Below are 25,353 nucleotides of genomic sequence, written 5' to 3'. Positions count from 1 at the left end.
ATCATCAGTACCAGTGGGGAGCGTACGTCTTCGTACGGGCTCGTCCCGCCCGCACCCCGGTCGCTACCGAACGGGCCGCGGGCCGCGGATACGGCGGTCCGTCTCCTCGATGCGCACGTCGTTGATACTCGCCTCCCGCCGGGTCATCAGGCCGTGCGCGTCGAACTCCCAGAGTTCGTTGCCGTAGGAGCGCCACCACTGGCCTTCGGCGTCGCGGCACTCGTACTGGAAGCGGACGGCGATGCGGTCGCCGTCGAAGGCCCACAGGTCCTTGCGCAGGGCGTACTCGTGCTCGCGCGCCCACTTGGCGGTCAGGAACTCGACGATGGCGGCGCGGCCCGAGAGGAAGGTGTCGCGGTTGCGCCAGACCGAGTCCTGCGAGTAGGCGAGCGCGACCTTGTGCGGATCGCGGGTGTTCCACGCGTCCTCGGCGGCCCGGACCTTCCGGGCGGCGGTCTCACGGGTGAACGGCGGCAGGGGCGGGCGGTCGGCCGTCATGAGGGAACCTCCGTACGGAGAAGCGGAATAGCGGGGCGGGCGTGAAGCGGCGGGCGTGAAGCGGGGCGGGCGTGAAGCGGCGGGCAAGTGGAGAACGAGCGTTCTCCACGGCGGCTGCTACCGTAGGAGAACGTTCGTTCTCGCGTCAAGGAACGCGTCGGGGAAGGTGGGGCCTTCATGGACAGCGAGGTCGCCCGCGAGCGGGCCCTGGACGCGGCGGAGCGGCTCTTCTACGGGAGGGGCGTCCGGGCCGTCGGCATGGACGACGTCCGTGGCGGCTCCGGTGTCTCGCTCAAACGTCTCTACCAGCTGTTCCCGGCCAAGGAGCAGCTCGTGGTGGCCTGTCTGGAGCGGCGCGACGTGCGCTGGCGGGGACAGCTGGCGGAGTACGTCGACCGCTACGAGGAGCCCGGCCCCCGGATCCTGGCGGTGTTCGACTGGCTCGGGCAGTGGTTCGCCGAACCGGACTTCCGCGGGTGCGCCTGGATCAACGCGTACGGCGAGCTGGGGGCCACGTCCTACCCGGTGGCCGATCTGGTACGGGCGCACAAGGGGGCGTTCCGTGAGTTCCTCGACGGCCTGGTGGCCGACGCGGGGCTGCCCGCCGCGACGGGCGGGCAGCTGTTCCTGCTGGCCGAGGGTGCCATGGTGACGGCGGGCGTCACGGGCGGTACGGCACCCGCGCGCCAGGCGAGTGAGGCGGCGCGGGTGCTGCTGGGCGCCGCCGGGGCGGGGGCCTTCGCGGCGGATGCCGCCGGTGTCAGCCCACCGTCTGCGACACCGTGACGGCGCCGACGGGGCAGGCGCGGGCCGCCTCCCGTACCAGTGCGCTGCCGCCACCGTCCTCCCGGCCGGGCCGGACCGTGCTGTAGCCGTCGTCGTCCTGGGTGAACACGTCCGGGGCGGTCAGGGCGCACTGGCCCGCGCCGATGCAGGTGTCCTTGTCGATGCCGATGCGCATGTACCAAGCCTCCTACCAGGTCACGGGGAGTTCCAGCATCCCCTGGATCGTGTCGCCGGGTTTGAAGGGGATCTCCTCCGCGGGGGCGGCCAGGCGCAGCGTGGGCAGCCTCTCGAAGAGGGCTGCGAGGGCGATCTCCAGCTCGGCGCGGGCCAGGTTCTGGCCGAGGCACTGGTGGATGCCGAAACCGAAGGCGACGTGGTGGCGGGCCGGGCGGTGCCAGTCGAGGGCGTCCGGGTCGGGGTAGACGGCCTCGTCGCGATTGATGACGGAGGTCGAGAAGACGACCCCGTCGCCGGCCCGGATGGTCTGCCCGTCCACCTCGATGTCCTCGGTGGCCAGCCGCAGCAGCCCGTCCACGATGGACAGGACGCGCATCAGTTCCTCGACCGCGCCGGGAAGCAGTGCGGGGTCCTCGCGCAGCTCGGCCAGGCGCCGGGGGTTGCCCAGGAGGGTGTAGGTGCCGAGCGAGATCATGTTGCCGGTCGTCTCGTGCCCCGCGACCAGCAGGATGACCGCCATCGCGACCAGTTGTTCCCGGTCGACGGCGCCCTCGCTCAGCCGGTGCCGGACCAGGTCGTCCAGCAGGCCCTCCCCGGGCGCCTGCCGCTTGCGGTCGATCAGGTCGCCCAGGTACGCCTCCAGTCGGCCGCGGGCGTCCTGGATGTCGGCGGCCGACGGGCCGCGCAGCAGCCGGCGGGACTGTTCCTCGAAGAAGTCGTGGTCGGCGTAGGGCACACCGAGCAGCGCGCAGATCACCATCGAGGGCACGGGCAGCGCGAACGCCGTCACCAGATCGGCGGGCGGGCCCTGCTCGATCATCGCGTCGAGCCGTTCGTCGACGATCCGCCGGATGCGCGGGCGCATGGCGGTCGCGCGTTTGAGGGTGAACTCGGGGAGCACCATCCTGCGTTGGGCGCGGTGTTCGGGATCGTCGACACCGAGCAGGGCGGTCCTGCGGTCGGGTACCGCGGCCAGCCGCGCCGAGGTGGCGGGGAAGCCGTCCCGGGTGCGGTCGGTGGACAGCCGTTGGTCGGCCAGCAGCTTGCGGGCGGCGGTGTGTCCGGTCACCAGCCAGGCCGGGCGGCCGTCGAAGAGGGTGATCGGGGCCAGCGGCCGGGCGGCGCGCAGCGGGTCGTAGCCGGCGGGCGGGTGGTAGGGACAGGTGCGGTCCTGCGGGAAGGCGACGGGTCGCGTCGTGTCCCTGTCCGTCGTCGTGTCGGTGTCCGTCATGGAAGACCTCGCAGACGAAGAGTGCGTCGTGCCGATCTTCATTAGATGCCCCGGGCATCTACGCGACGACGTGAAGTTCGGCCAGATCGCCGACGGGGGCGAACTGGCCGGGGAGCGCCGCCTCACCTCACGGGCGGTGGACGCCCGGGCCACGGCGAGGCCGTCCTGATACACGTGGCGCCGGACGACGGGACCGTCCCGCACGGTCGGCGCGGGGCGGACGTGGCCCGATAGGGCCGCCCGGTGGCCGCGGCGGACTGCCGGATCCCGCCGAGCGGCACGGCGTCCTCCCCCCTCGACCGGGTTCCACTCGGTGCGGTGGGTCCGGTCGGTGGCAGCGGAGTGGTCGCGCTGTCACGCCGGGACCGGCGGGCGGGATGGGGTAAGGATGGAAACCGCACCGGCCGGTGTCGCACCTCGGTGCGAGTCAGCTGTACGACGCGACGATGGGACGGAAGCCATGCCTCTTGAGGGCGAGTACGAACCCAGCCCGACGCAGTGGGTGCGTGAACAGGTCGAGCTCTACGAGAGTTCCGGCGGCACGAAGGGCACGACCCTCAGGGACACGGGCCTGCCCGTGATCGTGCTGACCACGCGCGGCGCGCAGAGCGGGAGGATCCGCAAGACGCCGCTGATGCGCGTCGAGCACGACGGCCGTTACGCCGCGGTCGCCTCCCTGGGCGGGGCGCCGAAGCACCCGGTCTGGTACCACAACGTCAAGGCCGATCCGCACGTCGAGCTCCAGGACGGCCCGGTGAGGCAGGACATGACCGCCCGTGAGATCACCGGCGCGGAGAAGGCCGAGTGGTGGGAGCGTGCCGTGGCGGCGTTCCCGCCGTACGCCGAATACCAGGAGAAGACGGACCGGGAGATCCCGGTCTTCGTCCTGGAACCCGCCGACGGGAGCTGAATCCGGCGGGCGGGATTTTCCCACTCCGTGTGCATGGACCGGCACCTGCCGGGAACACGTCGTTCAGGCCCCGCCGCGTTCCCCCGTCGCGGCGGGGCTTTCCGCTGCCTCCCGCGCCGGCCGGTCGGTGACGTCCAGGAAGATCTGCCGCGCTTCCGGGACGGTGCGCGCGATCGACCTCTTGATGCGCACGGCGACCTCCTCCACCCGCTCGCTGTCCAGGCCCGGCACAAGGTCGACGCGGGCGGCCACGAGGGTGGAGTCGAGCCCCGTCTTCATCGTGAACAGCGCCTCGACGCTGTCGATTTCCGGCTGGGCCCGCAGCAGCGACCGGATCCGGCCGCTGGCCTCCGGGTCGGCGGCCTCGCCGATCAGCTGGTCGCGGGCCTCGCGGCCCAGCCGGTACGCCACGAAGACGAGCAGCGCGCCGATCGCGAGCGAGGCGCAGGCCTCCCACACCACCTGCCCGGTGACCATGTGCAGGGCCATGCCGGTCATGGCGAGCGTCACGCCGAGCACCGCGGTGCCGTCCTCGGCGACGACCGTGCGCAGGGCCGGGTCGCGCAGCCCGGTGGCGAGTCCGCCCTGGCCCCGCACCTGGTGCAGGGCCCGCAGCAGCGAGCCGCCCTCGGCGAGCAGGGCGACAGTGAGCACGATCAGTCCGGCGACGTAGCCGCCGAGGTCCTCCTGTGCGCCGGTGCGCAGGGCCTCGACGCCCTGGAAGACGGAGAAGCAGCCGCCCATGACGAAGATGCCGACGGCCGCCAGCAGTGACCAGAAGAAGCGCTCCTTGCCGTAGCCGAAGGGGTGCCTCCGGTCGGCGGGACGACGGCTGCGGCGCAGCGCGGCGAGCAGGAAGACCTCGTTCATGCTGTCCGCCACCGAGTGCGCCGCCTCCGACAGCAGCGCGGGCGAGCCCGCGACGAAGCCGCCCACCGCCTTGGCGACGGCGATCACCAGGTTGGCCGCGAGGGCCACCAGCACGGTGACGCGTGTCCTGCGGTCGGCCTTCCCGTCGGGCTCGCGGTCGGTGCCGCGGTCGGGTTTCCGGTTCTGCTTCGCTTCTGAGGCTGTCCCACTCACGAGGGGCCGAATGCCCCCGGCCGGTGAGGCTCACACCCTCTTGTGGGTGGCCCACCAGTGCCGACGGCCGAAAACGGGGAACGCGTCCTCCAGAGCACTCGAAGGACTGGGAGGCAGGCCCATGAGCGGTGACGGCGGGACGCCCGGCAACAGCGGCTACGGCAGGAAGGCGTTCAAGCGGTCCAGGAGCCACTTCGCGGACCGGATCACCGCGGACGGCCGGGACGGCTGGCCGGTGGCGTCCGGCCGGTACCGGCTGGTGGTGAGCCGAGCCTGTCCGTGGGCGAGCCGCGCCCTGGTCTCGCGGCGACTGCTCGGTCTGGAGGACGCCCTGTCGCTGGCGGTCGCCGATCCCCTCCAGGACGACCGCAGCTGGCGCTTCACGCTGGACCCGGACGGCCGCGACCCGGTCCTCGGCATCCGCTACCTCAGCGAGGCCTACGACCGGCGCGAGACCGGCTACCCGGGCGGGGTGAGCGTGCCGGCGGTCGTCGACGTACCCAGCGGGAAACTGGTCACCAACGACTACCAGCAGATCACCCTGGACCTCGCGACCGAGTGGACGTCCCTGCACCGTCCGGGCGCGCCCGACCTGTATCCCGACGCCCTGCGCGACGAGATCGACGAGGTGATGGCGGGCGTCTACGAGGACGTCAACAACGGTGTGTACCGGGCGGGCTTCGCGACCGGCCAGGAGGAGTACGAGGCCGCGTGCGCGGGAGTGTTCCGGCGTCTGGAGCAGCTGGTGCCCCGGCTGGAGCGGCAGCGCTATCTGGTCGGCGACACGATCACCGAGGCGGACATCCGGCTGTTCACGACGCTGGTCCGCTTCGACGCCGTCTACCACGGCCACTTCAAGTGCAACCGCTGGAAGCTGACGGAGAACCCGGTGCTGTGGGGGTACGTCCGCGACCTGTTCCAGACGCCCGGCTTCGGCGACACCGTGGACTTCGACCACATCAAGCGCCACTACTACCAGGTGCACACCGGCATCAACCCGACCGCCATCGTGCCCCTGGGCCCGGACCTGTCCGACTGGCTCACGCCCCATCACCGGCAGGAACTGGGCGGCCGGCCGTTCGGCGACGGGACGCCGCCGGGGCCGGTCCACGCCGGCGAGACGGTACCGGTGCGGGGCAGGGCCTGACCGTACGACCCGGCACCGACGATTCACCCACCGAACACAAGGAGATCCACGTGGCCAGGAAGAAGAAGCAGAAGCTCCCCCTCGCCTACAAGCCCGTCGGCTTCGCGCTGGGCTGGGTGGGAGGCACGCTGGCCGGGCTGGCCTTCCAGAAGACGTGGAAGGTGATCCGGCACGAGGACAACGCGCCCGACGCGCTGGACCCGGACCGCGGCTGGGGGGAGATCCTGCTCGCCGCCGCGATCCAGGGCGCCATCTTCGCCGCGGTGCGCAGTGCCGTGGACCGGACGGGCGCCAAGGTCGTCGAGCGCTCGACCGGTGTCTGGCCGGTCGGCGACAAGGGCGGCCGGGACTGACCGCACCCGGGCCCCGTCCCTCCCCCGTCTCCGACGGCACCCGGCAGGCTGTCGCCAGGGGGTGTCGCTCGGATCGGGTCGGCGACCGACGACCGCCGCGGATGTGCGTGCCGGCCCCCTCGACCCCGGCGAGATCCGAACGACACCCCTAGCCCTGTTTGGGTGCCGTCGGCGTGACGGCGCGGCGCAGGGTGAAGGAGTGGCCCGCCGGGTCGGAGAAGCCGCGCTCCTCGTGCGGGCCCGCCGGGTCCTTCGCCTCCACCGGACGCCCGCCGAGCCCCACGATCCCGCGCTCGGCCTCGTCCAGGTCCTCCACCACGAAGTCCAGGTGGGCCTGGAGGGAGTTCTCGGGGCGGGGCCAGCTGGGCGGGGTGGCGTTGATGTCCCGCCGGAACGCCATGCGGAAGCCGCCGGGCCCCTCGATCTCGATCCGGTTGGCGGTCACGTCGGTCTCTTCCGCGCCCAGCAGCCCCTTGTAGAACTCGGCGAGCCTCTCGGGCTCGGCGCAGTCGAGCACCACGACGCCCGCGTCGACCAGTGCCATGTCTCCTCCGAAGGATTCCGGGCGCGGGGCCATCGTGCCCCGCGCCCTGTACCTTGCGGATATCCCGGCCCGGCCGAATCAGTCGGCCGGCAACCACCTGCCGTCGCGCATCAGTTCGCGTCCCTCGATCTCGTTGGCCTCGCGCCACGCCTGGATCCGCTGCGGGTGGATACGGAAGTACAGGTAGGGCGTGGCGAGCGCGCGCGGGTCGAAGCCCGTCTTCGCGGCGAACAGCTCGGCGTCCTGCTCGGGCAGTTCGACGGGTTTCACGGTCTCGACGGTGCCCTCGACCATCACCACGTCACGGGTCGGTCCGATGCCGACGCGGGCCCTGCCGCTCGCTGCCAGGTTGCGGCCGGTGGGACTGGCGGCGGGGGTGGAGAACAGCAGGTAGGAGCCGTTCCACAAGAAGGACAGGGGGACGAGGTACGGCACGCCGGACGCGCCGTCGGACGTGGCCACCCAGGCGTCCTCGTCGTGGTCCAGGCGGTGCAGGGTGTCGTGCTTGCGCTGTTCGGCGCTGCGGGCGGGTGACGGGGTCATCGGCGGACGGCCTCCTGGTGCTGACGCGTCGTCATGGTCGGTCGGTGGGCCCGATGGTGCCATGCGGAGGGGACCGTAACGAAGATCACGACCGGGCGCCGTGTAGATCATTTAGGGTCGGGGCAGCCTCGCACTGCTTCTCGGTTCAACTTTCGATCCGGGAAGACCAGTTCGAGTGCGCGGGCGGCCCGGTGACCGCCCGCTCGCAGGGCCGGGGGGACTCTGCGTTCCGTCTCCCGAAAGGAAGCACATGTCTCAGAACGTCCGGTTCGACCTCCCCTTCGACACTCCCGTCAGCCCGCATCTCGCCCGCGCCCGTGACCGTCACCTGCGCTGGGTCCGCGAGCGGGGGCTGGTGCGCAGCCGGGCCGGGTTCGAGGAGTACCGGTCGTGGGACCTGGCGGAGGCCGCCGCCCGTACCTACCCGCACGCGTCGGCGGACGACATGGTCGTCCTGATGAACTGGTTCTCCCTCGCCTTCCTCTTCGACGACCAGTTCGACGCCGGCCGGCCGGACCGCGCGGAGCGCATAGCGGAGGTGGCGCGGGAGCTCATCGCCACACCGCTGCGTCCGGCGGGCACCCCACCGCGCGTGGAGTGCCCCATCACCCTGGCCTGGGCGGAGGTCTGGGGTCATCTCTCGGATGGCATGTCCCTGACTTGGAAATCGCGGTTCGCCGCGTCCTGGGGGCGCTTCCTGGTCGCGCACTGCGAGGAGGTCGACCTGGCGGCCCACGGCCGGGCCGGGTCGCTCGGACTCGACGACTACACCGTCTTCCGGCGCCGTACGGTCGGCATCCACCACAGCATCGACGCGGGCGAGCGCAGCCGCGGCTTCGAGGTGCCGGCCGCGGCGATGGCGCATCCGCTGATGGAGCGGATGCGGGACCTGGCCGCGGACACCATCGGGTTCATGAACGACATCCACTCCTTCGAGCGTGAGCGCCGCCGCGGGGACGGCCACAACCTCATCGCCGTCCTGCACCGGGAGCGGGGCTGCTCGTGGCAGGAGGCCGCCGACGAGGCGTACCGCATGACGACCGGCTGCCTCGACGAGTACGTCGCCCTCGAGGGCCGCGTGCCTCTGATGTGCGACGAACTGGGCCTGGCCGCGGACGAGCGGGCCCGGGTGGCGATGGGGGTCGAGGCCATCCAGCACTGGATCAACGGCAACTACGAGTGGGCGCTGACCACCGGCCGGTACACGACGGCCAAGGAGGGTCCGGTGGCCACCGCCGAACTGGCCGGACGGGGATCGGTGGACGACCTGCTGACCGTGTGAGGCGAGCGCGTCGCCCGGCCGGACACTCCGGCCGGGCGACGGCGCCCCGACGCGCCCCCGGCTCCGCCCCATTCGACGGCACCCCGGGCACGGCGCTCCACGACGCCGGTCCGCGACGGCACCTCCGTCGGCAACCCACGTCGGCGGATCCACGCCGGGGGGCCGCATCGGCGGTCCGCGCCGGAAGACCCACGTCGGGGATCCGCAACGGCCGGTCCACACCGGAAGACCACCTCAGGGATCCTCACCGGCGGCCCACGCCGACGGACGCTATACGGCGAACTCGACCGGCAGCCTGTCCAGCCGCGACTCCCAGGTGGAGGCCGTGGAGGTGAGTTCGGCCGGCGGCACCGCCAGGCGCAGTCCGGGCAGGCGGTGCAGCAGGACGTCCACGGCCGTCTCGATGATGGCCTGGCCGATGTTCTGGCCCGGGCACTCGTGGGGGCCCGCGCTGAAGGCGAGGTGCGAGGCGTTGCCCTGGACCGAGACGGCGGTGTCCGGGCGGATCTCGGGGTCGTGGTTGCCGGCCGCGAGGCCCAGCACGAGCAGGTCGCCCTCCTTGACCGGGCAGCCGCCGAGTTCCAGGTCGGCGGTGGCGAACCGGCCCGGCAGCACGGCCAGCGGCGGGGAGTTCCACATCACCTCCTCCACGAGCGTGGACAGGTTCAGCTGGCCGCTCACCAGGCCGGAGAGCCAGGAGGTGTCGGTGAGCAGGAGCTGGAGCGCCCGGGCCAGCAGGTTGCTGGTCGTGGTCTGGGCCGTGATCAGGACCAGGCGCAGGTGGTTGACGATCTCGTCCTCGTCGAGACCGGAGTGGTGCTCGATGAGGCCGGAGGCGAAGTCGGAGCCGGGCTCCCGCCGCTTGCGCGCGGCGAGTTCGCCGAGGATGCCCATGATGCGCTCGTTGTGCGTGAGGGCGTCCGCGCCGCCCTGGATCACGTGTGCGCTGGACTCGGCGAGATCGCGTCCCTCCCGCTCGGCGAGTCCGAAGACGCGGGTGAGGACCAGCATGGGCAGGTACTCCGCGAAGTCGGCCACCAGGTCGGCACGGCCCGCGTCGGCGAAGGCGTCGATCTGCTTGTTGGCGAAGTGCGTGACGTGCCGGCGGATGCCCCGTCCGGCCACGGCGTACAGGTTGTCGGTGACCGCCCCGCGCAGCCGGCGGTGCGGTTCGCCGTCCTGGGAGACGCAGTCGGGGCGCCAGCCCACCATCTGCATCAGCGGGGACGTCTCCTCGACGCGGCCGTCCCGGAAGTCCCGCCAGATCCGCGAGTCGCGGCTGAACTGGAGGGGGTTGTCCAGGACCCTCCGGTTCTCCCGGTAGCCGAGGACCAGCCAGGCGGGGACGTCGCCCTCCAGCAGCACCGGTGCGACGCTGCCGTGCTCCTCGCGGAGCCGCGCGTAGATGTCGTGCGGGTCGGTCGCCGCCTCGGGGCCGTAGAGCCGGGTGACGTCCTCGCCGTGGGCGACGGGGCAGCCGCCGCCGGTGGGGCCGGACGGGGTCTGGTCGTCGTTCATCGGGGCTCCAGGGCGGCGGCCGAGCGGTCCTTCAGATGCCGTATCAGCGTGACGAGCACGTCGCGGCTGGCCGTGCGGTCGCGGGCGTCGAAGGCGACGACCGGCGTGTGCGGCGGGATGTCGAGGGCGTCCCGGATCTCCTCGACGGGGTAGTGCCGGGAGTCGGGGAAGACGTTGAGCGCGATGACGAAGGGGACCCGCTGCCGCTCCATCTCCTCGATCGCCCGGAAACTGGAGGCCAGCCGCCGGGTGTCCACCAGGACGACCGCGCCCAGCGCGCCCTTGAACAGGCCGTTCCACAGGAACCAGAATCTCTCCTGGCCCGGGGTGCCGAACAGGTAGAGCATCAGCGTGTCGTTGAGGCCGATCTTGCCGAAGTCCAGGCTGACGGTGGTCTGCGTCTTGTCGGCGACCCCGATGAGGCGGTCGACGTCGGCGCTGGCCTGGGTGAGGGTCTCCTCGGTGGTCAGCGGCTTGATGTCGCTGACGGAGCGGACCATGGTGGTCTTGCCCGTGCCGAAGCCGCCGGCGATCATCACCTTCACCGAGCGGGTGTCCCCGGCCGTCGGTGATCCCGGTCGGTCAAAGCCTTTCAAGTCCACTGAGTACCTCCTCAAGGAGCGCGAGGTCGGGCCCGCGGCCGGCGTCGTGTGCCGGGATGGGATCACGGGCTTCGACGCGGCCTGCCTGGAGCAGGTCGGACAGCAGCACCGCGAGAATGTTGAACGGCAGGTGGAGGTGGGCGCCGAGCTCGGCCACCGACAGCGGTTCGCGGCAGCGCCGGAGAATCTCCTCGTGCTCGTGCTGCATCCCGGGTAAGGGCACGGCGCGGGAGACGACGAGGGTCGCCACGTCGAGGGTCGACGCCGAACCGCCCGGCCCGCTTCGCCCTCCGGTGAGGACGTAGTAGCGCTCGAGACCGGACGGATCGGTCGGTCGGCGTGGAGCACTCATCCAGAGTGCTCCTCCTGGCGCGGCGTGGTGCCGAGGAGCTCACCCATCCTGCGGGCCAGGTCGCGCATCTGGTGGCCGAGCAGGCCCTGGTCGAGGCCCTCGCGGGCGAGGACGCCGAGATACGTCTCCAGGCCCGCGCGGACGACGAAGAGGTGCCCGCCGTCCACTTCGATCATCGCCAGCCGCAGCTGTCCCGCGTGCTGCGGGAACTGCTCGGCGACCGGCTGTGCCAGCGCCTGCAGTCCGGCCACCACGGCGGCGAAACGGTCCACGTCGTCGGGGTCTTCGGCGCCGTAGGAGGTGATGGCCTTGCCGTCGCTGGAGGCCACGAGGGCGAAGCGGATCTCCTGGATGCTCTCCACAAGGTCGCGGAGCGCCCAGCTCACGTCGGTTCCCTGGTGCGTCATGGGGACTAGTCGCTCTCTTCAGTACGGTGCTCGGTGGACGTACCACCGGTGGTCGAGTCACGGGGCTCGGCGGCCCCTGGCGGGGACGCGCCGGCCGCCGTGGCGGGGTCGCGTCCGGCGGTGGCGAAGGCGGCGAGGCCGGCGAACGAGGCGTCCGGCGGTACGGCGGAGACGGCGGCCCGGTCGCTCGGGCCGGGCCGGTCGGCGTACGCGGCGGGCGCGAGGGCGCCCGGGGCCTGCCCGGCGGCCGGCTCGGGGCGCCTGCTCCGGCGCCGGGGCAGCCCGCCCGGGGTGGTCTCCACGGTGCCGGTCCCGGCATCGCCGTCACGCGGGGCGAGCACGGTGGCCGGGGCGATGGCCGGTTCGGCGTCCGGGGCCGCGACGGCGGGTGGTGCCGTGGCGGCCGGCAGGGCCTCCCGCGTGCTCGCGGGGGCGGCGGCGGCCGCCGGCAGCGGACCAAAGTACTTGTGCGGTACAACGACTACGACAGAGGTGCCCAGCCACGGCGAGTCGGCGAAGGTGACGCGGATGCCGTAGCGGCGGGCGAGGGCTCCGACGACGCGCAGGCCGATGTTGGCGTCCTCCGAGATGCCGCCGAGCCCCGGACCGGGCGAGGTGCCCGAGAGGGCGTGCTCGGCCTCGCGCTTCTTCTCCTCGCTCAGGCCCTTGCCGGAGTCCTGGATCTCGATGCCGACACCGTTCGGGACCTCCTTGCCCGAGACGACCACCGGTTCGGTGGGCGGCGAGTAGCGCGCGGCGTTGTCCAGCAGGTGGGCGAAGACCAGCGTGAGGTGGTCCACCAGACCGCCGTCGACGCCGAGTTCGGGCAGATGGCGCAGCTGGACGCGGTGGAAGTCCTTGATCCGGCCGATGCCGCCGCGCATCACGCTCAGCAGCCGCTGCGGCTCCTGCCACTGCCGGCCCGGGCGATCGGACCCGCCGAGCACACCAATACTGGCGGCGAGGCAGTCGGCGGGGCCGATGGCCTGGTCGAGTTCCATCAGACCGCGGGCGACGGCCGGCAGCCGTCCGTGCTCACCCTGCAGCTCGTGCAGGCGGCCACGGAGTTTGCTGGTCAGGACGTGAATGCGGTTACCCACACCGATGACGGCCTGTTCGGCGGAGGTCGAGCGGTCGAACTCCGCCTCGACGCCGATCAGCGCGGTCCTGAGGACCTTGCGCAGTTCGGCCTGGAGGTCGGCTCCGACCTTGGCGCACTGCTCCACGGTCGGCAGGATGTCGTCGATGGCGTCACCGGAGCGCAGCCGGCGCATCGCGTCGGGCAGCTGCTCGTCGGCGAGCCGTGAGACCGCGGCCAGCTGGTGGCTCAGCTGCTCCTGCCAGACCCGGGTCTGCTCGGCGAACCGGGTCTCGTGGGCCGTGGCCTGCTCGGCCAGCCGGTCCTCACAGGCCCGGGAGTGCTCCGTCAGCCGGGCCTCGTACGTCTGCGCCTGCTCGGTGAGCCGTGCGTCCAGCGCGGCGCGCTCGGCGGAGAACTTGCGCTCCAGGCCGGCCACGTGCTGCTGCCACTGCTGGGAGTGCTCGGCCTGCGCGGCGCGGTGGGCGTCCTCCGCCCGGCGCTGCTGGGCCCGGGTGCGCAGCAGGAGGCGTACGCACACGGTGCCGGCCGCCGTCGCCACCACACCGGCGACGGCGACGGATATTCGCTCCGAGCTCATGAACGTGGCGGCTACCGTCCCGCCTCCGAGACCCAGTGGCATGAGCCACCAGCTGTACCAGGCGACAGGGGCCCGCGCCGCCGGTGGCGGAGTGGCGAGTTCCATCTGCATCCTTCGAACCAGAACGATCGAACAAGGGGGGGTGCGACAAGGGGTGTGCGACAAGGGCGACACGGGTTGGTGCGGTGGGGGGACAGGGGGCGTGCAGGGGGGACCGCACTCATGAGAACGCACCGTGGGTCGACCCGTCGCGATCGCGTCAACTCGCAGCGCCGATCGGGAGCTTATCGGTTGTGAACCCTAAAAGATCAATTCCACGGCCCGGCGGAAGTGAGGATTCCGTCACGCTTCCGCGGGGGTCACCGGGTCGGCGGATTCCTTTGCCCGACAGGCAAGTTGAGTGCCCGGACCCACGCGCCCGTCCGGCACGCCGACGGGACCGCGGGACGGCGGGACCGGGGGCGCCACACCGGCCGGCGTGTGCGGATGCCGACGGCGTGAGGCCCCTTCTCCGGCGTGCCGTGTGCCCCGGGGAATGACACGATTTCGTCCGAGGTTCCAGAACGTGCCGTTGAAGCCCTCTCCGAGTTGCGAGGTTCTCGATGAACACCATGCGCGCCATCAGCCAGGACGCCCTCGGCGGCCCCGAGGTCCTGAAGGAGGTACGGCAGCGGCGCCCCGAGCCCCGGCCGAACGAGGTGCTGGTGCGGGTGCGTGCCGCCGGGGTGAACCCGACCGACTGGAAGCACCGGGGAAACGGCGGCTTCCTCGGTGAGCCGCCCTTCGTGCTGGGCTGGGACCTGTCGGGCGTGGTCGAGGCGGTGGGCATCGGCGTCGCCGCGTTCCGGCCCGGCGACGAGGTCTTCGGCATGCTCTCCTACCCGTTCGGCCACGGCTCCCACGCGGAGTACGTCACCGCTCCCGCGCGCACCTTCACGGCCAAGCCGGCCGGGATCGACCACGTCCAGGCGGGCGCGCTCCCGCTGGTCTCGCTGACGGCGTGGCAGGCGTTGGTGGAGCGCGCGGACGTCCGGCCGGGGCAGCGGGTGCTGATCCACGCGGCGGCCGGCGGTGTGGGCCATGTGGCGGTGCAGATCGCCAAGGCCCGGGGGGCCCACGTGATCGGCACCGCCAGCGCGGGCAAGCACGAGTTCCTGCGCTCCCTCGGGGCGGACGAGACGGTGGACTACCGGGAGACGGACTTCGCCGAGGCCGTGAAGGACGTCGACGTGGTCCTGGACACGATCGGCGGCGACACGTCCCTGCGTTCGCTGCGCGTACTCCGTCCGGGCGGGGTGGTGGTGTCGATCCTGCCGGTCGGGTCGGACGAGTTCTTCGAGGAGGCCGAGCGGCTCGGCGTGCGCGCGGTGCGGATGCTCGTGGACGCCGACCGGGCCGACATGCGGGAGATCGCCGGGCTGGTCGAGTCGGGGAAGCTGAGGGCCACGATCGCGCGGACGTTCCCGCTGGCCGACGCTGCCGAGGCACACGTGCTCGGCGAGAAGGGCCGCACCACGGGCAAGCTCGTCCTCGTGGTCGACTGACCGGCCGGAGGCGAGGTCTTCGTACGGCGGGACGCGCGTCGTCCACCCGGCGTCCGAGGGTGCGCCACGGCCGGGGTCACGGTGCCGGTGCTCGGGGACGGGCAGGCGCACGTGGTGTGCGCCCGCCCGCCGGCCTCGCGCACGCCGCGGACCGGCGGACCGGCGGACCGGCGCGGCTGCCGCCGGGGCCGGGCCCGGAGAGGTGCCCGGCGTCAGCCGACGGGCGGAGCGTCGAACAGGGCGCTGACCGACTCGCCGTTGTGGATGCGGCGCACGGCCTCGGCGAGCGCGGGGGCGATGGACAGGACCCGCAGCTTCTCCGTGTGGTCGTCGCCCGGCACCGGCACGGTATTGGTGCACACGATCTCCAGCACGTCCGGCTGGTCGCTGAGCCGTTTGAGGGCACCGGCCGCGAACAGTCCGTGGGTGCAGGCGACCCGGATCGAGCGCGGCCCCGCCTCCCGCAGCCGGTCCAGGAGTTCCAGCACGGTGCTGCCCTTGGCGATCTCGTCGTCGAGCACGATGACGTCACGCCCCGCGACGTCCCCGATCACGGCGCTGATGCTGACCCGGTCGTCGGCGTACCGCTGTTTGGCGCCGGCCGCGACCTGGGCGCCGAGCAGCCGGGCGAACGCCGCGGCCTCCTTGGCGTTGCCCAGGTCCGGCGAGACGACCGTGGTGCGGGACAGGTCGTACCGCCGGAAGTGCGCGGCCAGTTCACGCAGCGCGTGCAGGTGGTCGACCGGGACCGAGAAGAAGCCGTGCACCTGGGGTGAGTGCAGGGTCATGGCCAGCACCCGGCTCGCGCCCGCCGCCACCAGCAGGTCCGCCGCCAGACGCCCGCCCAGCGAGATGCGGGGCGCGTCCTTCTTGTCGGAGCGGGCGTAGGAGTAGTGCGGCATGACGACGGTGATGCGGCCGGCCGACGCCCCGCGGGCCGCGTCGCACATCAGCAGCAGTTCGACGAGATGCTCCTGGACGGGCTTGACCAGCGGCTGGACCAGGAAGACGTCCCGCTCCCGGCAGTTGGCCTGGAGCTGCACCTCCAGGCAGTCGTTGGCGAACCGGCTGACCCGGGTCGGGCTGAGGGGCACGCCCAGCTGCGCGCAGACCTCCTCGGCCAGTTCGGGATGGGCACTACCGCTGAACACGGCGATGTCTCGCACTGACCGCTCCTAGCATGATCCTGACCGGCCGGGGGACCTCAGCTTACGGATATCCGGTTGCGGCGGGCCCGGGGGGTGGGGTCATGATGGCGCCGTACGTGTTCGTGTTCCCTCAGGTCAGGATCCCTCGCATGCGCCGACTCCTCGACATCGCCCAGTGCCCCTTCCGGCCCACGGTCATCGAGGACTCGCCCACGCATGCACATCCAGACCACCCCGCGCACTCCGCGCACCCTGAACATCGGCATCCTGGCCCACGTCGACGCCGGTAAGACCAGCCTCACCGAACGGCTCCTGTTCGACCACGGCGCCGTCGACCGGCTCGGCAGCGTCGACGCCGGCGACACCCGTACGGACGACAACGGGATCGAGCGCCGGCGCGGGATCACCATCCGCTCCGCCGTCGCCTCCTTCACCGTCGGCGGCACCCAGGTCAACCTGATCGACACCCCGGGGCACTCCGACTTCGTAGCCGAGGTCGAACGCGCCCTGGAGGTGCTCGACGGCGCGGTGCTGCTGCTGTCCGCCGTGGAGGGCGTACAGGCGCGGACCCGGGTGCTGATGCGCACCCTGCGGCGGCTCCGGCTGCCCACCCTCGTCTTCGTCAACAAGATCGACCGGTCCGGTGCGCGCACAGAGGGCCTGCTCGCGGACGTACGGCGCCTGCTGACACCGCACGTCGCACCGCTGACACGGGTGACGGGCGCCGGCACCGCGCACGCCCGGGTCGTGCGCCGCCCGCCGGACGAGCGGACCGCCGAGGCACTCGCCGAGGTCGACCCGGACATCCTGGCGGCACTGGTGGACGGCCCCGAGCCGGCCGCCGGGGACCTCCGCGCCGCGCTCGCCGCCCGCACCGCCGACGGCTCCTTCCATCCGCTGTACCACGGCTCCGCGCTCGGCGGCCAGGGCGTCCCGGAGCTGGTCGAGGGCCTGCTCGGGATGGTCCCGGCCGCCGCACCCGCCACCCCGGGCCCCACGGCACCGCGCGGCACGGTCTTCGCCGTACGCCCCGGACCCGGCGGCGAGCGGACGGCGTACCTGCGCCTGTACGACGGTGAGGTACGCCCGCGCCGGCGGCTCACGTTCCTGCGGCGCGAGTCCGACGGCCGGACCACCGAGGTCACCGGCCGGGTGACGCGCCTGGACGTGGTCGGCGGGGCCGGGACACTCACCGCGGGCAACATCGCCGCGCTCACCGTTCCCGGCGGCCTGCGCGTCGGCGACCGGCTCGGCGACCTGACCGACCGCGCCCCGCAGTTCGCGCCGCCGACCCTCGAGACCGTGGTCCGCGCCCGGTACGCCGAACAGGCTGCGCCGCTGCGCTCCGCCCTGCTGGCGCTGGCCGACCAGGACCCGCTGCTGCACGCCCGCCCGACGGCGTCCGGCACCACCGCGCTGCTCCTGTACGGCGAGGTCCAGATGGAGGTGCTCGCGGCGACGCTGGCCGAGGACTTCGGGATCGACGCGGAGTTCGCGCCGGGCCGCGTCCGGTTCCTGGAGCGCCCGGCCGGTACCGGCGAGGCCGCGGAGGAGATGCCGTGGCTCGACCGCACCCGGTACTGGGCGACCATCGGGCTGCGCGTCGAGCCGGGGCCGCGCGACTCGGGCGGGGTCTTCGCCTACGAGACGGAGCTCGGCGCGCTCCCCCGCGCCTTCCACCAGGCCGTCGAGGAGACGGTCCACGCCACGCTGCTGACCGGCCTGACCGGCGCCGCGGTCACGGACTACCGGGTCACGCTGATCCGCTCCGGATTCAGCTCGCCGGTGAGCACGGCGGCCGACTTCCGCGGACTGACCCCGATCGTGCTGCGCCGGGCGTTGCGGCGGGCGGGGACGCTGCTGTACGAGCCGTACCAGGCCTTCGAGGTGGAGGTCCCGCCGGACGCGCTGGCGCCCGTGACGGCCCGGCTCGCCTCGCTGGGCGCGGACCTCACCGGCACCACGGGCGGCGATCCCGCCTGGCTGATCACCGGCGAGCTGCCGGCCCGGCGGGTACGGGAGGCCGAGCTGCGGCTGCCGGGGCTCACGCGCGGGGAGGCGGTGTGGTCGTCCCGGCCGTCCGAGGACCGCCCGCTCAAGCCGACGCACTGAGCCGTCGTACGCGCCCGCGCCGTGTCCCCTCCGCTTCCTCTCCTCTGTTTATGGTCTTCAACTACTCGGTCTGGCAGGGGAGATGAGGGGCATCCGGACAGTAGGAAGGAGGGCCGTCGCCATGACGACTCCCAACAGGAACCTCCCTCGGCGCATGCCCGGCTGGGCGAAGGTGCTGACCGCGATCGTGCTGGTGCTCGTCGTGCTGTTCGCGGGGCTCCGGCTGAGCGTCGTCCCGGGCCTGAAGGACCTGTTCGGCACCGAGACCCAGGACCGCTCGGGCCCCGCGCTGCTGACGTCCATCCAGGACATCAGCCGCTACGAGGCCGCCTCCGGCAACTTCCAGGTCGTCGTGGACCTGGAGAAGGACGCCAAGCTCCTGCCGGACGCGATCCGCGGCACCCGCACCCTGTACGTGGGGGCCGGCACCGTCGACGCCTTCGTCGACCTCGGCAAGGTGGACGAGGACGACGTGACGGTCGACGGCGACCGCACATCGGCCACGCTCCGGCTGCCGCACGCGGTGCTCGGCGAGCCGGCCCTCGATCCCGAACGCTCGTACGCCGTGTCCAAGCAGCGCGGGCTCCTCGACCGCCTCGGCGACCTGTTCTCGGGCAACCCGAACGGTGAGCAGGCCGTGCAGAAGCTCGCGGCCCGGCACATCGGGGACGCGGCGAAGGACAGCGAGCTCAAGGCCCGCGCCGAGAGCAACACCACGGCGATGCTCCAGGGTCTGCTGCACTCCCTCGGCTTCGAGGAGGTGCGGGTGGCCTACGGGTCCTGAACCGTGACGGGTCCCGAGCAGTGACCGGTCCTGAACCGTGACGGGCCCGAACGGAGCCGTGCGCCGCACCGTTCGGGGGGGCCCGGCCCCGTGCGCGCCGCCGCTCACCCGACAGCGGAAGGGAGCGTCGCCGCTCCCACCGCCTCTCCGGCATCCTCGACGGCTCGGCGGGTAACCGCCCTACCACGCGGGGATGTTGACGACTGGAGGATTCCATGGCTCGTGCCGTCCCGGGGTCTCGCTCCCCACTGCGCCTCCGCGTCGCCAGGACCGAGGACGCCGACCGGCGCGAACGGCGTCCGCTCGTGTGGCCGTTGCGTCTGCTGGCGATGGTCTGCGCGTTCGCCTTCATGGTGGCGTTCGCGGTGGTGCTGGCACAACTGACCCTGCATCCCTCCCCCGCTTCGGAGGCGCTGACGCACACCAACATGCGCCCCGGGCGCTCACTGAAGGCCTATCTGGACCAGCCGGCGCTGCGGGACGCCGTCAAGCAGATCGGCGGCAACATCGTGCTGGGCATCCCGTTCGGCGTACTGGTTCCGGTCGTCGCCCCGCGCACCCGGGGGCTGCTGCGGGTACTTCTGCTGACGGCCGTCGTGATGCTGCTGGTGGAGTTCGCACAGGGCGCCCTGGTCACCGGGCGGGCCTTCGACATTGACGACGTCATCCTCAACACCACGGGCGCGCTGGTCGGTTACCTGCTCCTGGGCCGGCGGATGAGCCGCGCCGTGCATGCGCGCCGATCCCGGAAGTGAGAGTGGGACAGGTGGTCCGGACCAAGGTATTGACGGGCGGTTATCTCATGCCTTGAATCAAGTAGCGACACCCTTACCCCCCACCTCGGTCGGCGCTCCCGTCCCGGGACGCCGTACGGAAGGGAGAGCCGTGGCCCGCCCACGCCTGCTCCGCAGATGCCTCCTCGCCGCCACCCTGTCCGCCGGGCTGGCCGCCTCCCTCGTGACCGGCCCCGCCCAGGCCGAGCCCGAAGCCGCCGGTGCCGCCGCGGCCGCCGCCGTGACGTTCTCCGACACCTTCGACGGCCCGGCCGGTGCGGCCGTCGACTCCTCGAAGTGGCAGATCGAGACCGGGGACAACGTCAACAACCACGAACGGCAGTACTACACCTCCGGCAACAGGAACGCGGCCCTGGACGGCCAGGGCCACCTGGTCATCACGGCCCGCAAGGAGAACCCGGCCAACTACCAGTGCTGGTACGGCACCTGCCAGTACACCTCGGCCCGGCTCAACACGTCCGGGAAGTTCACCGCGCAGTACGGACACGTCGAGGCGCGGATGAAGGTGCCGCGCGGACAGGGCATGTGGCCCGCGTTCTGGATGCTCGGCACCCCGGTGAACTGGCCGGACTCCGGCGAGATCGACATCATGGAGAACGTCGGGTTCGAGCCCTCCACCGTGCACGGCACGCTCCACGGCCCGGGCTACTCCGGCTCGGGCGGCATCGGCGCCGGCTACACCCTGCCCGGCGGACAGGCCTTCGCCGACGGCTTCCACACCTTCGCCGTCGACTGGGCACCCGACTCGATCACCTGGTCGGTGGACGGCAACGTCTACCAGCGGCGCACCCCGGCCGACCTGGGCGGCAAGCAGTGGGTGTTCAACAGGCCGTACTTCCTGATCCTCAACCTGGCGGTCGGCGGCTACTGGCCCGGTGACCCGGACGGCTCCACGGCCTTCCCGCAGTCGCTGGTGGTGGACCACGTGTCGGTGACGACGAGCGACTCCGGGTCCGGCGGCGCGATCCGGGGCCTGGCGGGCAAGTGCGTGGACGTCGCCGCGGCGGACTCCGCCAACGGCACCCCCGTCCAGCTCTACGACTGCAACGGCACCGCGGCCCAGCGGTGGACGGTGGGCTCCGACGGCACGGTCCGGGCGCTCGGCAAGTGCCTGGACGTCAACGCCGGCGGCACGGCGGACGGCACGGTCGTCCAGCTGTGGGACTGCAACGGCAGCGCCGCCCAGCGGTGGGTCGTCACCGCGGCACGCGACATCGTCAATCCGCAGGCCGACAAGTGCCTCGACGCCACCGGCAACAGCTCGGCCAACGGCACCCGGCTCCAGATCTGGACCTGCACGGGCGGCGCCAACCAGAAGTGGACGGTCGGCTGAGGCCCCGGCCCGGGGTCAGCGCACCGTCCAGGTGAACTTGTCCCCGCCCACCCAGCGGACCACGTCCGGGTCGTCCAGGTCGTGGACCGTGATACCGAAGGCCGCGGCCGCCATCAGCACATCGGTGACGGCCTTGGCCTCACCGACCACCTGGCCGTCGATCTCCACGATCCGGAACGGCGGCGTGCCCGGCTGCACCTGGAGCACGAGGATCCGCGGACTGCCGATGTGCGGGCTCCCGATTTCGGTCATGCCTCGAGGGTAGGCCGCAAGCCGCGGTGGCCGCCGGTCGGGGAAGCGGGGGCGCGGCCGCGGCTCGGCGCGGTTCCTCAGGGCCGCCGCCAGTCGTCGCCCGTCAGATGGGACCCGGCCATCGGACCCATCCGGAGCATGCCGCCGTCGACGCTCCAGGACGCACCGGTGACGTACGAGGCGTCCGGCCCGGCGAGGAAGGCGATCACGGCGGCGACCTCGCGGGCGTCGCCGGGCCGGCCGAGAGGCACGCCGGGGCGGCGCTCGGTGTGCGGGTCGGTGTCCTCCTGCCCGGTCATGGGCGTGGCGATCTCGCCGGGTGCCACGGCGTTGACGGTGATGCCGTGCTCGGCGAGCTCGATCGCCATGACCTGGGTGAGCAGGCCGAGCCCGCCCTTGGCCGCGCAGTACGGGGCGGCGCCCACCCGCGGCTGGTGTTCGTGGACGGAGGTCACGTTGACGATCCGGCCGCCCTCCCCCTGCCGGATCATGCGCCGGGCCGCCTTCTGCCCGCACAGGAAGGGGCCGGCCAGGTCGACGTCCAGGACGTGCCGCAGGTCGTCCAGGCCCAGGTCGAGGAAGGGCGTGGCGGTGCCGGTGCCGGCGTTGTTGACCAGGACGTCGACGCGGCCGAGCCGCTCGCACAGCTCGTCGACCGTCTCCGCGGCCCCGGGCAGCCGGGTCAGGTCCACCCGCGCGGTCTCGGCACGCCGTCCCAGGGCACGGACCTCCTCGGCGGTCCGCTCGGCGCCCGTCTCGTCGGTGTGCCAGGTGATGCCGACGTCCATTCCCGCCTCGGCCAGGCGTACGGCGGTGGCGCGGCCGATGCCGGAGTCGGAGCCGGTGACGACGGCCACCCTGACGTCGGACGGGCTGGGGCTGGGCATGACGGCCTCCTCTTCGGCGTCGCTCGGCTCCTCGGATCCCGGTACGGAAGCTCCCCGGTACGGAGGCTCCCCGGCCCGCGCCACGGAGCGGTGCGCGGGGCATCGCAGTACCCGTGCCCCGTACGCACAAACCGTTCGGTCCGTGGTGCGGGTTCCGGGGCGCTGGGGAACCCTGGACGTGCCGACGAAGACCGGAGCGGGCCTTGAAGAGGCACGCGCAGGCCCGGGAAGGAGATGGCGATGGAGCCCGTCGAGGCACTGGAGCGGATCGCGTTCCTTCTGGAGCGCTCCCAGGAGCCGACGTACCGCGTCCGCGCCTTCCGTACCGCGGCCCGGGTGCTCGGTGAGCTGTCCGCGGCCGAGCTGCGCGAGCGGGCCGGGTCGCTGGAGTCCCTGAAGGGCGTCGGGCCGAAGACGGCGCAGGTGGCGCGTGAGGCGCTGGCCGGGCGGGTGCCCGGCTACCTGGAGAAGCTGGAGGGCGAGGCCGAAGCCCCGCTCGCCCGGGGTGGTGAACGGCTGCGGGAACGGCTGCGCGGCGACTGCCATCTGCACTCCGACTGGTCCGACGGCGGCAGCCCGATCGAGGAGATGGGACGGGCCGCGGCGGCGCTCGGGCACCAGTGGGCCGCCCTGACCGACCACTCGCCGCGGCTGACGGTCGCGCGCGGCCTGTCCCCCGAGCGGCTGCGCGAGCAGCTGGACGTGGTGGCCGGCCTCAACGAGACCTGGGCGCCGTTCCGGCTGCTGACCGGCATCGAGTGCGACATCCTCGACGACGGTTCGCTGGACCAGGAACCGGAGCTGCTGGGGCGGCTCGACGTCGTGGTTGCGTCCGTGCACTCCAAGCTGCGGATGGACGCCCGCGCGATGACCCGCCGGATGGTGGCCGCCGTACGGGATCCGCACACGGACGTCCTCGGGCACTGCACCGGGCGGCTGCTGACCGGGCGGGGGCGGCCGGAGTCGCAGTTCGACGCGGACGAGGTGTTCGCCGCCTGCGCGGAGTCGGGCACGGCCGTGGAGATCAACAGCCGGCCGGAGCGGCTGGATCCGCCGCGCCGGCTGCTGCGCCGGGCGGTGGAGGCGGGTGTGCTGTTCTCCGTCGACACCGACGCCCACGCGCCCGGCCAGCTGGACTGGCAGATCCACGGGTGCGCGCGGGCCGAGGAGTGCGGGGTGCCCGCGGAGCGCGTGGTCACCACCTGGTCCCTGGAGGAGCTGCTGGGCTGGACCCGCCAGGGCCGTACACCCGCCGGAGTGGCGGACCGCTGACGTGGTACCCGCCGGGCGATCCACCGACCAGGACGGGCCAGGAACGGGCCAGGAAAGGAACAGTGCATGGAACGGGCGGCCGTGTTCGACGTCGACGGAACCCTCGCCGACACCAATCACCTGCACGTGGCGACGTGGTGGGAGGCGTTCCGGCAGGCGGGGCACCGGGTGCCGATGCACGCCATCCACCGCGCGGTGGGCCTCGCCTCCACCGACCTCATCGGGCATCTGCTGGGCGAGGACCGGGACACGGACCAGGACGCGCGGCTGAGCGCCGCGCACAAGGCGCTGTACGGGCAGTACTACGACCGTCTGCCGGCACTGCCGGACGCGGGGGAGCTGCTCCGCCGCCTGGCCGGGGACGGCTGGAAGGTCGTCCTCGCCACCTCGGCGGGCGGCCCGGAGCTGAGCGCGCTGCGGCGGGCGATCGACGCGGACGACGCGATCTCCGCCACGGCGAGCGCCGACGACGTCGACGCGGGCAAGCCGTCGCCCGAGCCGGTGGAGCACGCCCTGGAACTCGCCGGGGTGCCGGCCGAACGGGCGGTCTTCGTCGGCGACACCGTCTGGGACATGCGCGCGGGCAGCCGGGCCGGGGTGCGCTGCGTGGCGGTGCTCTGCGGCGGGCTGCCCCGCGCCGATCTGGAGGAGGCGGGCGCGGACGCGGTCTACGCCGACCCGGCCGACCTGCTGGCCTCGCTGAAGGAGAGCCCGTTCGCATGAACCACCGTGCCGTACCTCACTTCGGGGCGCGCCGGCCGGTCGCGCGGGTACCCGGCGCCGTATGACCGCTGTGACACGTACCGCCCGGGAGGTGTTCCGGGGACGGCGGCCCGTGGCCGCGGTGTGGCGGGGGACGTGTGCCGTCGGACGGTCCGTCCGGGCCGCCTGGCAAGGGCCCGGACGGGAACGCGACCTGGTCGTGCAGTCGCTGAAGGCGGCGGGCGCGGCGCTGATCGCCTGGACCGTGGCGGGCGTCTGGCTGGGCGATCCGATGGCGTTGATGGCTCCCTGGGTCGCGCTCGTCCTCGTACAGGCCACCGTCTACAGCTCGGTCCGGCAGGCCGGGCAGCAGTTCGGGGCGATCTGCGTGGGAACCCTGGTGGCGTCCGCGGCGCAGGCCCTCACGGACGACAACACGGGGGCGCTGGTGCTCTCCCTGCCGGTACTGATGCTGATCGCGAACTGGTCCCGTTTCGGCGGGCAGGGCATCTACACGGCCACCACCGCGGTGTTCGTGCTGGCCTCCGGTACGCCGGTGTCGGCCTCCGCGGTGGGGCACCGGGTGGGACAGGCCGCCCTCGGCGCGGTCATCGGTGTCGCGGTCAACGCCTTCGTGCTGCCGCCGATCCATCTGCGGGACGTGCGCGAGAACCTCGCGGCGCTGGCCCGGGAGGCGGGCGACGTCCTGCACTCCGTCGCCGCCGATCTGCGGGAGAACGAGTGGGACGCGCAGACCGCGGCCGGCTGGTCCAGCGACTCCGCGCGCCTCCAGCGGCGGCTGGAGGCGCTGGAGTCGGCCCGGTCGTGGAGCCAGGAGAGCCTGCGCCTGACCTACGGCCCGCTGCGCGCGCTGCGTCGCGCGCCCACCGCCGTCCCACCCGAGGACGAGGACCAGCGGTGGAGCCGGGTCACCGGGAACATCACGGCGCTGACCCGGACGCTGGCGGTGGCCGCCGACGAACACCGGACTCCCGCCCTGCCCGAGGGCCCGGTACTGGACCTGTACGCGCGTCTGCTGAAGCTGATCGGGGACGCCTGCCGCGGGGAGGCCGGCCGACTGCTGGGCGAGGCCGCCGAGGCCCGTCCGGAGGAGGAGACGGAGGCGACCATGGAGGAACTGCACCGGCGGTTGCAGGACGGACTGCGGGAACAGGCCGGGCACGGGGCCGCGCGGACGGCGGTCCTCGGCACCCTGCTGCTGCAGGCCGAGAACCTGTGGTCCGAGATCGTCCCCGAACCACAGGCGCGGGAGCAGTGACACACATCACCCCAAAACGCGACAGACGGCGGAACACCGGCAGCCCCTCCCCCGTTGAAGAAGGCGTGGGTACGGACGGGACAGTGTCCCCGGGCCTCACCTATCGCCCACAGGGACGATCGTTCGGCTGAAGC

At 72.7% G+C, this 25,353-nt stretch carries 28 protein-coding genes; 14 read left to right on the top strand and 14 right to left on the bottom strand.

Annotated features, from left to right (window positions below; translation table 11 throughout):
• Positions 1-63 precede the first annotated feature (63 nt).
• Positions 64-498: a nuclear transport factor 2 family protein gene (locus ACH4NX_RS01565; RefSeq protein ID WP_351400261.1), complete on the bottom strand. Its 435-nt coding sequence runs from the start codon at positions 496-498 to the stop codon at positions 64-66.
• 177 nt (positions 499-675) lie between these two features.
• Here ACH4NX_RS01565 and ACH4NX_RS01560 point away from each other — a divergent pair, with 177 nt between their 5' ends.
• Complete coding sequence (locus ACH4NX_RS01560) at positions 676-1,284, top strand: TetR/AcrR family transcriptional regulator (RefSeq protein ID WP_398127317.1); 609 nt, start codon at positions 676-678, stop codon at positions 1,282-1,284.
• On the opposite strand, the gene ACH4NX_RS01555 is transcribed toward ACH4NX_RS01560, so the two are convergent.
• Together ACH4NX_RS01555 and ACH4NX_RS01550 are read right to left on the bottom strand one after the other, a co-directional pair.
• A complete protein-coding gene (locus ACH4NX_RS01555; protein WP_351400259.1) occupies positions 1,259-1,459 on the bottom strand; it encodes a ferredoxin in 201 nt (66 codons plus the stop codon). The genes ACH4NX_RS01560 and ACH4NX_RS01555 overlap by 26 nt on opposite strands.
• A gap of 12 nt (positions 1,460-1,471) precedes the next feature.
• Complete coding sequence (locus tag ACH4NX_RS01550; RefSeq protein WP_351400258.1) at positions 1,472-2,692, bottom strand: cytochrome P450; 1,221 nt, start codon at positions 2,690-2,692, stop codon at positions 1,472-1,474.
• Here ACH4NX_RS01550 and ACH4NX_RS01545 point away from each other — a divergent pair.
• Positions 2,691-2,861, top strand: coding sequence for a hypothetical protein (locus ACH4NX_RS01545; protein ID WP_351400257.1), 171 nt, complete (start codon positions 2,691-2,693; stop codon positions 2,859-2,861). The two genes, ACH4NX_RS01550 and ACH4NX_RS01545, sit on opposite strands and share 2 nt — an antisense overlap.
• Positions 2,862-3,152: 291 nt before the next feature.
• Positions 3,153-3,602 carry a nitroreductase family deazaflavin-dependent oxidoreductase gene (locus tag ACH4NX_RS01540; RefSeq protein WP_351400256.1) on the top strand — a complete coding sequence of 150 codons (450 nt, stop codon included), beginning with the start codon at positions 3,153-3,155 and terminating at the stop codon, positions 3,600-3,602.
• Between the two features lie 63 nt (positions 3,603-3,665).
• Here ACH4NX_RS01540 and ACH4NX_RS01535 read toward each other — a convergent pair whose 3' ends face one another.
• Entirely contained in the window at positions 3,666-4,586 is a 921-nt protein-coding gene (locus ACH4NX_RS01535; RefSeq protein ID WP_351400305.1) for a cation diffusion facilitator family transporter, read from the bottom strand.
• 220 nt (positions 4,587-4,806) lie between these two features.
• Between ACH4NX_RS01535 and ACH4NX_RS01530 the strand changes: the two genes are divergently transcribed.
• Both ACH4NX_RS01530 and ACH4NX_RS01525 read left to right on the top strand, forming a co-directional pair.
• A complete protein-coding gene (locus ACH4NX_RS01530; RefSeq protein WP_398127316.1) occupies positions 4,807-5,832 on the top strand; it encodes a glutathione S-transferase family protein in 1,026 nt (341 codons plus the stop codon).
• Between the two features lie 50 nt (positions 5,833-5,882).
• The gene (locus tag ACH4NX_RS01525; protein WP_351400253.1) at positions 5,883-6,185 is read left to right on the top strand and encodes a DUF4235 domain-containing protein; all 303 of its coding nucleotides are present in this window, start codon (positions 5,883-5,885) and stop codon (positions 6,183-6,185) included.
• 148 nt (positions 6,186-6,333) lie between these two features.
• On the opposite strand, the gene ACH4NX_RS01520 is transcribed toward ACH4NX_RS01525, so the two are convergent.
• Together ACH4NX_RS01520 and ACH4NX_RS01515 are read right to left on the bottom strand one after the other, a co-directional pair.
• Positions 6,334-6,729: a VOC family protein gene (locus ACH4NX_RS01520; protein WP_351400252.1), complete on the bottom strand. Its 396-nt coding sequence runs from the start codon at positions 6,727-6,729 to the stop codon at positions 6,334-6,336.
• A 78-nt stretch (positions 6,730-6,807) separates the two neighbouring features.
• Positions 6,808-7,272 carry a pyridoxamine 5'-phosphate oxidase family protein gene (locus tag ACH4NX_RS01515; protein WP_351400251.1) on the bottom strand — a complete coding sequence of 155 codons (465 nt, stop codon included), beginning with the start codon at positions 7,270-7,272 and terminating at the stop codon, positions 6,808-6,810.
• Between the two features lie 250 nt (positions 7,273-7,522).
• On the opposite strand from ACH4NX_RS01515, the gene ACH4NX_RS01510 reads away from it, so the two are divergent.
• Positions 7,523-8,554: a 7-epi-alpha-eudesmol synthase gene (locus tag ACH4NX_RS01510; RefSeq protein WP_398127315.1), complete on the top strand. Its 1,032-nt coding sequence runs from the start codon at positions 7,523-7,525 to the stop codon at positions 8,552-8,554.
• A 270-nt stretch (positions 8,555-8,824) separates the two neighbouring features.
• On the opposite strand, the gene ACH4NX_RS01505 is transcribed toward ACH4NX_RS01510, so the two are convergent.
• From ACH4NX_RS01505 to ACH4NX_RS01485, 5 genes are read right to left on the bottom strand one after another with little or no spacing between them, the layout of a single operon-like run.
• Positions 8,825-10,072, bottom strand: a complete 1,248-nt coding sequence (locus ACH4NX_RS01505; protein ID WP_351400249.1) for a cytochrome P450 — start codon at positions 10,070-10,072, stop codon at positions 8,825-8,827.
• On the bottom strand, positions 10,069-10,674 hold the full coding sequence (locus ACH4NX_RS01500) for an ATP/GTP-binding protein (RefSeq protein WP_351400248.1): 606 nt from the start codon (positions 10,672-10,674) through the stop codon (positions 10,069-10,071). The genes ACH4NX_RS01505 and ACH4NX_RS01500 overlap by 4 nt, the downstream gene beginning before the upstream one ends.
• Positions 10,655-11,026: a DUF742 domain-containing protein gene (locus tag ACH4NX_RS01495; RefSeq protein ID WP_053140784.1), complete on the bottom strand. Its 372-nt coding sequence runs from the start codon at positions 11,024-11,026 to the stop codon at positions 10,655-10,657. Before ACH4NX_RS01495 ends, ACH4NX_RS01500 begins: the two co-directional genes overlap by 20 nt.
• The gene (locus tag ACH4NX_RS01490) at positions 11,023-11,433 is read right to left on the bottom strand and encodes a roadblock/LC7 domain-containing protein (protein WP_019327713.1); all 411 of its coding nucleotides are present in this window, start codon (positions 11,431-11,433) and stop codon (positions 11,023-11,025) included. The genes ACH4NX_RS01495 and ACH4NX_RS01490 overlap by 4 nt, the downstream gene beginning before the upstream one ends.
• A 5-nt stretch (positions 11,434-11,438) precedes the next feature.
• The gene (locus tag ACH4NX_RS01485) at positions 11,439-13,217 is read right to left on the bottom strand and encodes an ATP-binding protein (RefSeq protein WP_398127314.1); all 1,779 of its coding nucleotides are present in this window, start codon (positions 13,215-13,217) and stop codon (positions 11,439-11,441) included.
• A gap of 497 nt (positions 13,218-13,714) precedes the next feature.
• Here ACH4NX_RS01485 and ACH4NX_RS01480 point away from each other — a divergent pair, with 497 nt between their 5' ends.
• Positions 13,715-14,656 carry an NADP-dependent oxidoreductase gene (locus ACH4NX_RS01480; protein WP_398127313.1) on the top strand — a complete coding sequence of 314 codons (942 nt, stop codon included), beginning with the start codon at positions 13,715-13,717 and terminating at the stop codon, positions 14,654-14,656.
• A gap of 212 nt (positions 14,657-14,868) precedes the next feature.
• Here ACH4NX_RS01480 and ACH4NX_RS01475 read toward each other — a convergent pair whose 3' ends face one another.
• Positions 14,869-15,822, bottom strand: a complete 954-nt coding sequence (locus tag ACH4NX_RS01475; protein ID WP_398127312.1) for a ribose-phosphate diphosphokinase — start codon at positions 15,820-15,822, stop codon at positions 14,869-14,871.
• Positions 15,823-16,020: 198 nt separating this feature from the next.
• Between ACH4NX_RS01475 and otr(A) the strand changes: the two genes are divergently transcribed.
• The 4 genes from otr(A) to ACH4NX_RS01455 all read left to right on the top strand — a co-directional run bounded on the left by otr(A) (position 16,021) and on the right by ACH4NX_RS01455 (position 20,827).
• Positions 16,021-17,916, top strand: a complete 1,896-nt coding sequence (gene otr(A) / locus ACH4NX_RS01470; protein ID WP_398127311.1) for a tetracycline resistance ribosomal protection protein Otr(A) — start codon at positions 16,021-16,023, stop codon at positions 17,914-17,916.
• A gap of 121 nt (positions 17,917-18,037) precedes the next feature.
• Positions 18,038-18,700 carry a DUF4230 domain-containing protein gene (locus ACH4NX_RS01465; protein ID WP_351394939.1) on the top strand — a complete coding sequence of 221 codons (663 nt, stop codon included), beginning with the start codon at positions 18,038-18,040 and terminating at the stop codon, positions 18,698-18,700.
• Between the two features lie 215 nt (positions 18,701-18,915).
• Positions 18,916-19,455 (top strand): VanZ family protein, encoded by a 540-nt coding sequence (locus ACH4NX_RS01460; protein WP_351394936.1) that lies wholly within the window; start codon positions 18,916-18,918, stop codon positions 19,453-19,455.
• Positions 19,456-19,585: 130 nt separating this feature from the next.
• Positions 19,586-20,827 (top strand): ricin-type beta-trefoil lectin domain protein, encoded by a 1,242-nt coding sequence (locus tag ACH4NX_RS01455; RefSeq protein ID WP_398127310.1) that lies wholly within the window; start codon positions 19,586-19,588, stop codon positions 20,825-20,827.
• Between the two features lie 15 nt (positions 20,828-20,842).
• Here the strand turns inward: ACH4NX_RS01455 and ACH4NX_RS01450 are convergent, their stop codons facing one another.
• Together ACH4NX_RS01450 and ACH4NX_RS01445 are read right to left on the bottom strand one after the other, a co-directional pair.
• Positions 20,843-21,079 (bottom strand): hypothetical protein, encoded by a 237-nt coding sequence (locus ACH4NX_RS01450; RefSeq protein WP_351394931.1) that lies wholly within the window; start codon positions 21,077-21,079, stop codon positions 20,843-20,845.
• A gap of 77 nt (positions 21,080-21,156) precedes the next feature.
• On the bottom strand, positions 21,157-21,966 hold the full coding sequence (locus tag ACH4NX_RS01445) for an SDR family oxidoreductase (protein WP_351394928.1): 810 nt from the start codon (positions 21,964-21,966) through the stop codon (positions 21,157-21,159).
• Positions 21,967-22,206: 240 nt separating this feature from the next.
• Between ACH4NX_RS01445 and ACH4NX_RS01440 the strand changes: the two genes are divergently transcribed.
• The 3 genes from ACH4NX_RS01440 to ACH4NX_RS01430 all read left to right on the top strand — a co-directional run bounded on the left by ACH4NX_RS01440 (position 22,207) and on the right by ACH4NX_RS01430 (position 25,219).
• Complete coding sequence (locus ACH4NX_RS01440) at positions 22,207-23,238, top strand: PHP domain-containing protein (RefSeq protein WP_351394925.1); 1,032 nt, start codon at positions 22,207-22,209, stop codon at positions 23,236-23,238.
• Positions 23,239-23,304: 66 nt separating this feature from the next.
• Positions 23,305-23,961: an HAD family hydrolase gene (locus ACH4NX_RS01435; protein WP_398127309.1), complete on the top strand. Its 657-nt coding sequence runs from the start codon at positions 23,305-23,307 to the stop codon at positions 23,959-23,961.
• A gap of 61 nt (positions 23,962-24,022) precedes the next feature.
• Positions 24,023-25,219: an FUSC family protein gene (locus ACH4NX_RS01430; protein WP_351394919.1), complete on the top strand. Its 1,197-nt coding sequence runs from the start codon at positions 24,023-24,025 to the stop codon at positions 25,217-25,219.
• The last annotated feature ends 134 nt before the right edge of the window (positions 25,220-25,353 follow it).

It is taken from the genome of Streptomyces sp. NPDC017225, from assembly GCF_044331465.1.
Lineage (GTDB): Bacteria > Actinomycetota > Actinomycetes > Streptomycetales > Streptomycetaceae > Streptomyces.
Note: the sequence above shows the minus strand (reverse complement) of the source record. Positions and strands in the feature narration are given on the sequence as shown.

Bases quoted from the DNA above. Each gene is read 5' to 3' on its own strand.
- ACH4NX_RS01565 (WP_351400261.1), bottom strand. From the start codon at position 498: ATGACGGCCGACCGCCCGCCCCTGCCGCCGTTCACCCGTGAGACCGCC.
- ACH4NX_RS01560 (WP_398127317.1), top strand. From the start codon at position 676: ATGGACAGCGAGGTCGCCCGCGAGCGGGCCCTGGACGCGGCGGAGCGG.
- ACH4NX_RS01555 (WP_351400259.1), bottom strand. From the start codon at position 1,459: ATGCGCATCGGCATCGACAAGGACACCTGCATCGGCGCGGGCCAGTGC.
- ACH4NX_RS01545 (WP_351400257.1), top strand. From the start codon at position 2,691: ATGGAAGACCTCGCAGACGAAGAGTGCGTCGTGCCGATCTTCATTAGA.
- ACH4NX_RS01550 (WP_351400258.1), bottom strand. From the start codon at position 2,692: ATGACGGACACCGACACGACGACGGACAGGGACACGACGCGACCCGTC.
- ACH4NX_RS01540 (WP_351400256.1), top strand. From the start codon at position 3,153: ATGCCTCTTGAGGGCGAGTACGAACCCAGCCCGACGCAGTGGGTGCGT.
- ACH4NX_RS01530 (WP_398127316.1), top strand. From the start codon at position 4,807: ATGAGCGGTGACGGCGGGACGCCCGGCAACAGCGGCTACGGCAGGAAG.
- ACH4NX_RS01520 (WP_351400252.1), bottom strand. From the start codon at position 6,729: ATGGCACTGGTCGACGCGGGCGTCGTGGTGCTCGACTGCGCCGAGCCC.
- ACH4NX_RS01515 (WP_351400251.1), bottom strand. From the start codon at position 7,272: ATGACCCCGTCACCCGCCCGCAGCGCCGAACAGCGCAAGCACGACACC.
- ACH4NX_RS01510 (WP_398127315.1), top strand. From the start codon at position 7,523: ATGTCTCAGAACGTCCGGTTCGACCTCCCCTTCGACACTCCCGTCAGC.
- ACH4NX_RS01505 (WP_351400249.1), bottom strand. From the start codon at position 10,072: ATGAACGACGACCAGACCCCGTCCGGCCCCACCGGCGGCGGCTGCCCC.
- ACH4NX_RS01495 (WP_053140784.1), bottom strand. From the start codon at position 11,026: ATGAGTGCTCCACGCCGACCGACCGATCCGTCCGGTCTCGAGCGCTAC.
- ACH4NX_RS01490 (WP_019327713.1), bottom strand. From the start codon at position 11,433: ATGACGCACCAGGGAACCGACGTGAGCTGGGCGCTCCGCGACCTTGTG.
- ACH4NX_RS01485 (WP_398127314.1), bottom strand. From the start codon at position 13,217: ATGGAACTCGCCACTCCGCCACCGGCGGCGCGGGCCCCTGTCGCCTGG.
- ACH4NX_RS01480 (WP_398127313.1), top strand. From the start codon at position 13,715: ATGAACACCATGCGCGCCATCAGCCAGGACGCCCTCGGCGGCCCCGAG.
- ACH4NX_RS01465 (WP_351394939.1), top strand. From the start codon at position 18,038: ATGACGACTCCCAACAGGAACCTCCCTCGGCGCATGCCCGGCTGGGCG.
- ACH4NX_RS01460 (WP_351394936.1), top strand. From the start codon at position 18,916: ATGGCTCGTGCCGTCCCGGGGTCTCGCTCCCCACTGCGCCTCCGCGTC.
- ACH4NX_RS01450 (WP_351394931.1), bottom strand. From the start codon at position 21,079: ATGACCGAAATCGGGAGCCCGCACATCGGCAGTCCGCGGATCCTCGTG.
- ACH4NX_RS01445 (WP_351394928.1), bottom strand. From the start codon at position 21,966: ATGCCCAGCCCCAGCCCGTCCGACGTCAGGGTGGCCGTCGTCACCGGC.
- ACH4NX_RS01440 (WP_351394925.1), top strand. From the start codon at position 22,207: ATGGAGCCCGTCGAGGCACTGGAGCGGATCGCGTTCCTTCTGGAGCGC.
- ACH4NX_RS01435 (WP_398127309.1), top strand. From the start codon at position 23,305: ATGGAACGGGCGGCCGTGTTCGACGTCGACGGAACCCTCGCCGACACC.
- ACH4NX_RS01430 (WP_351394919.1), top strand. From the start codon at position 24,023: ATGACCGCTGTGACACGTACCGCCCGGGAGGTGTTCCGGGGACGGCGG.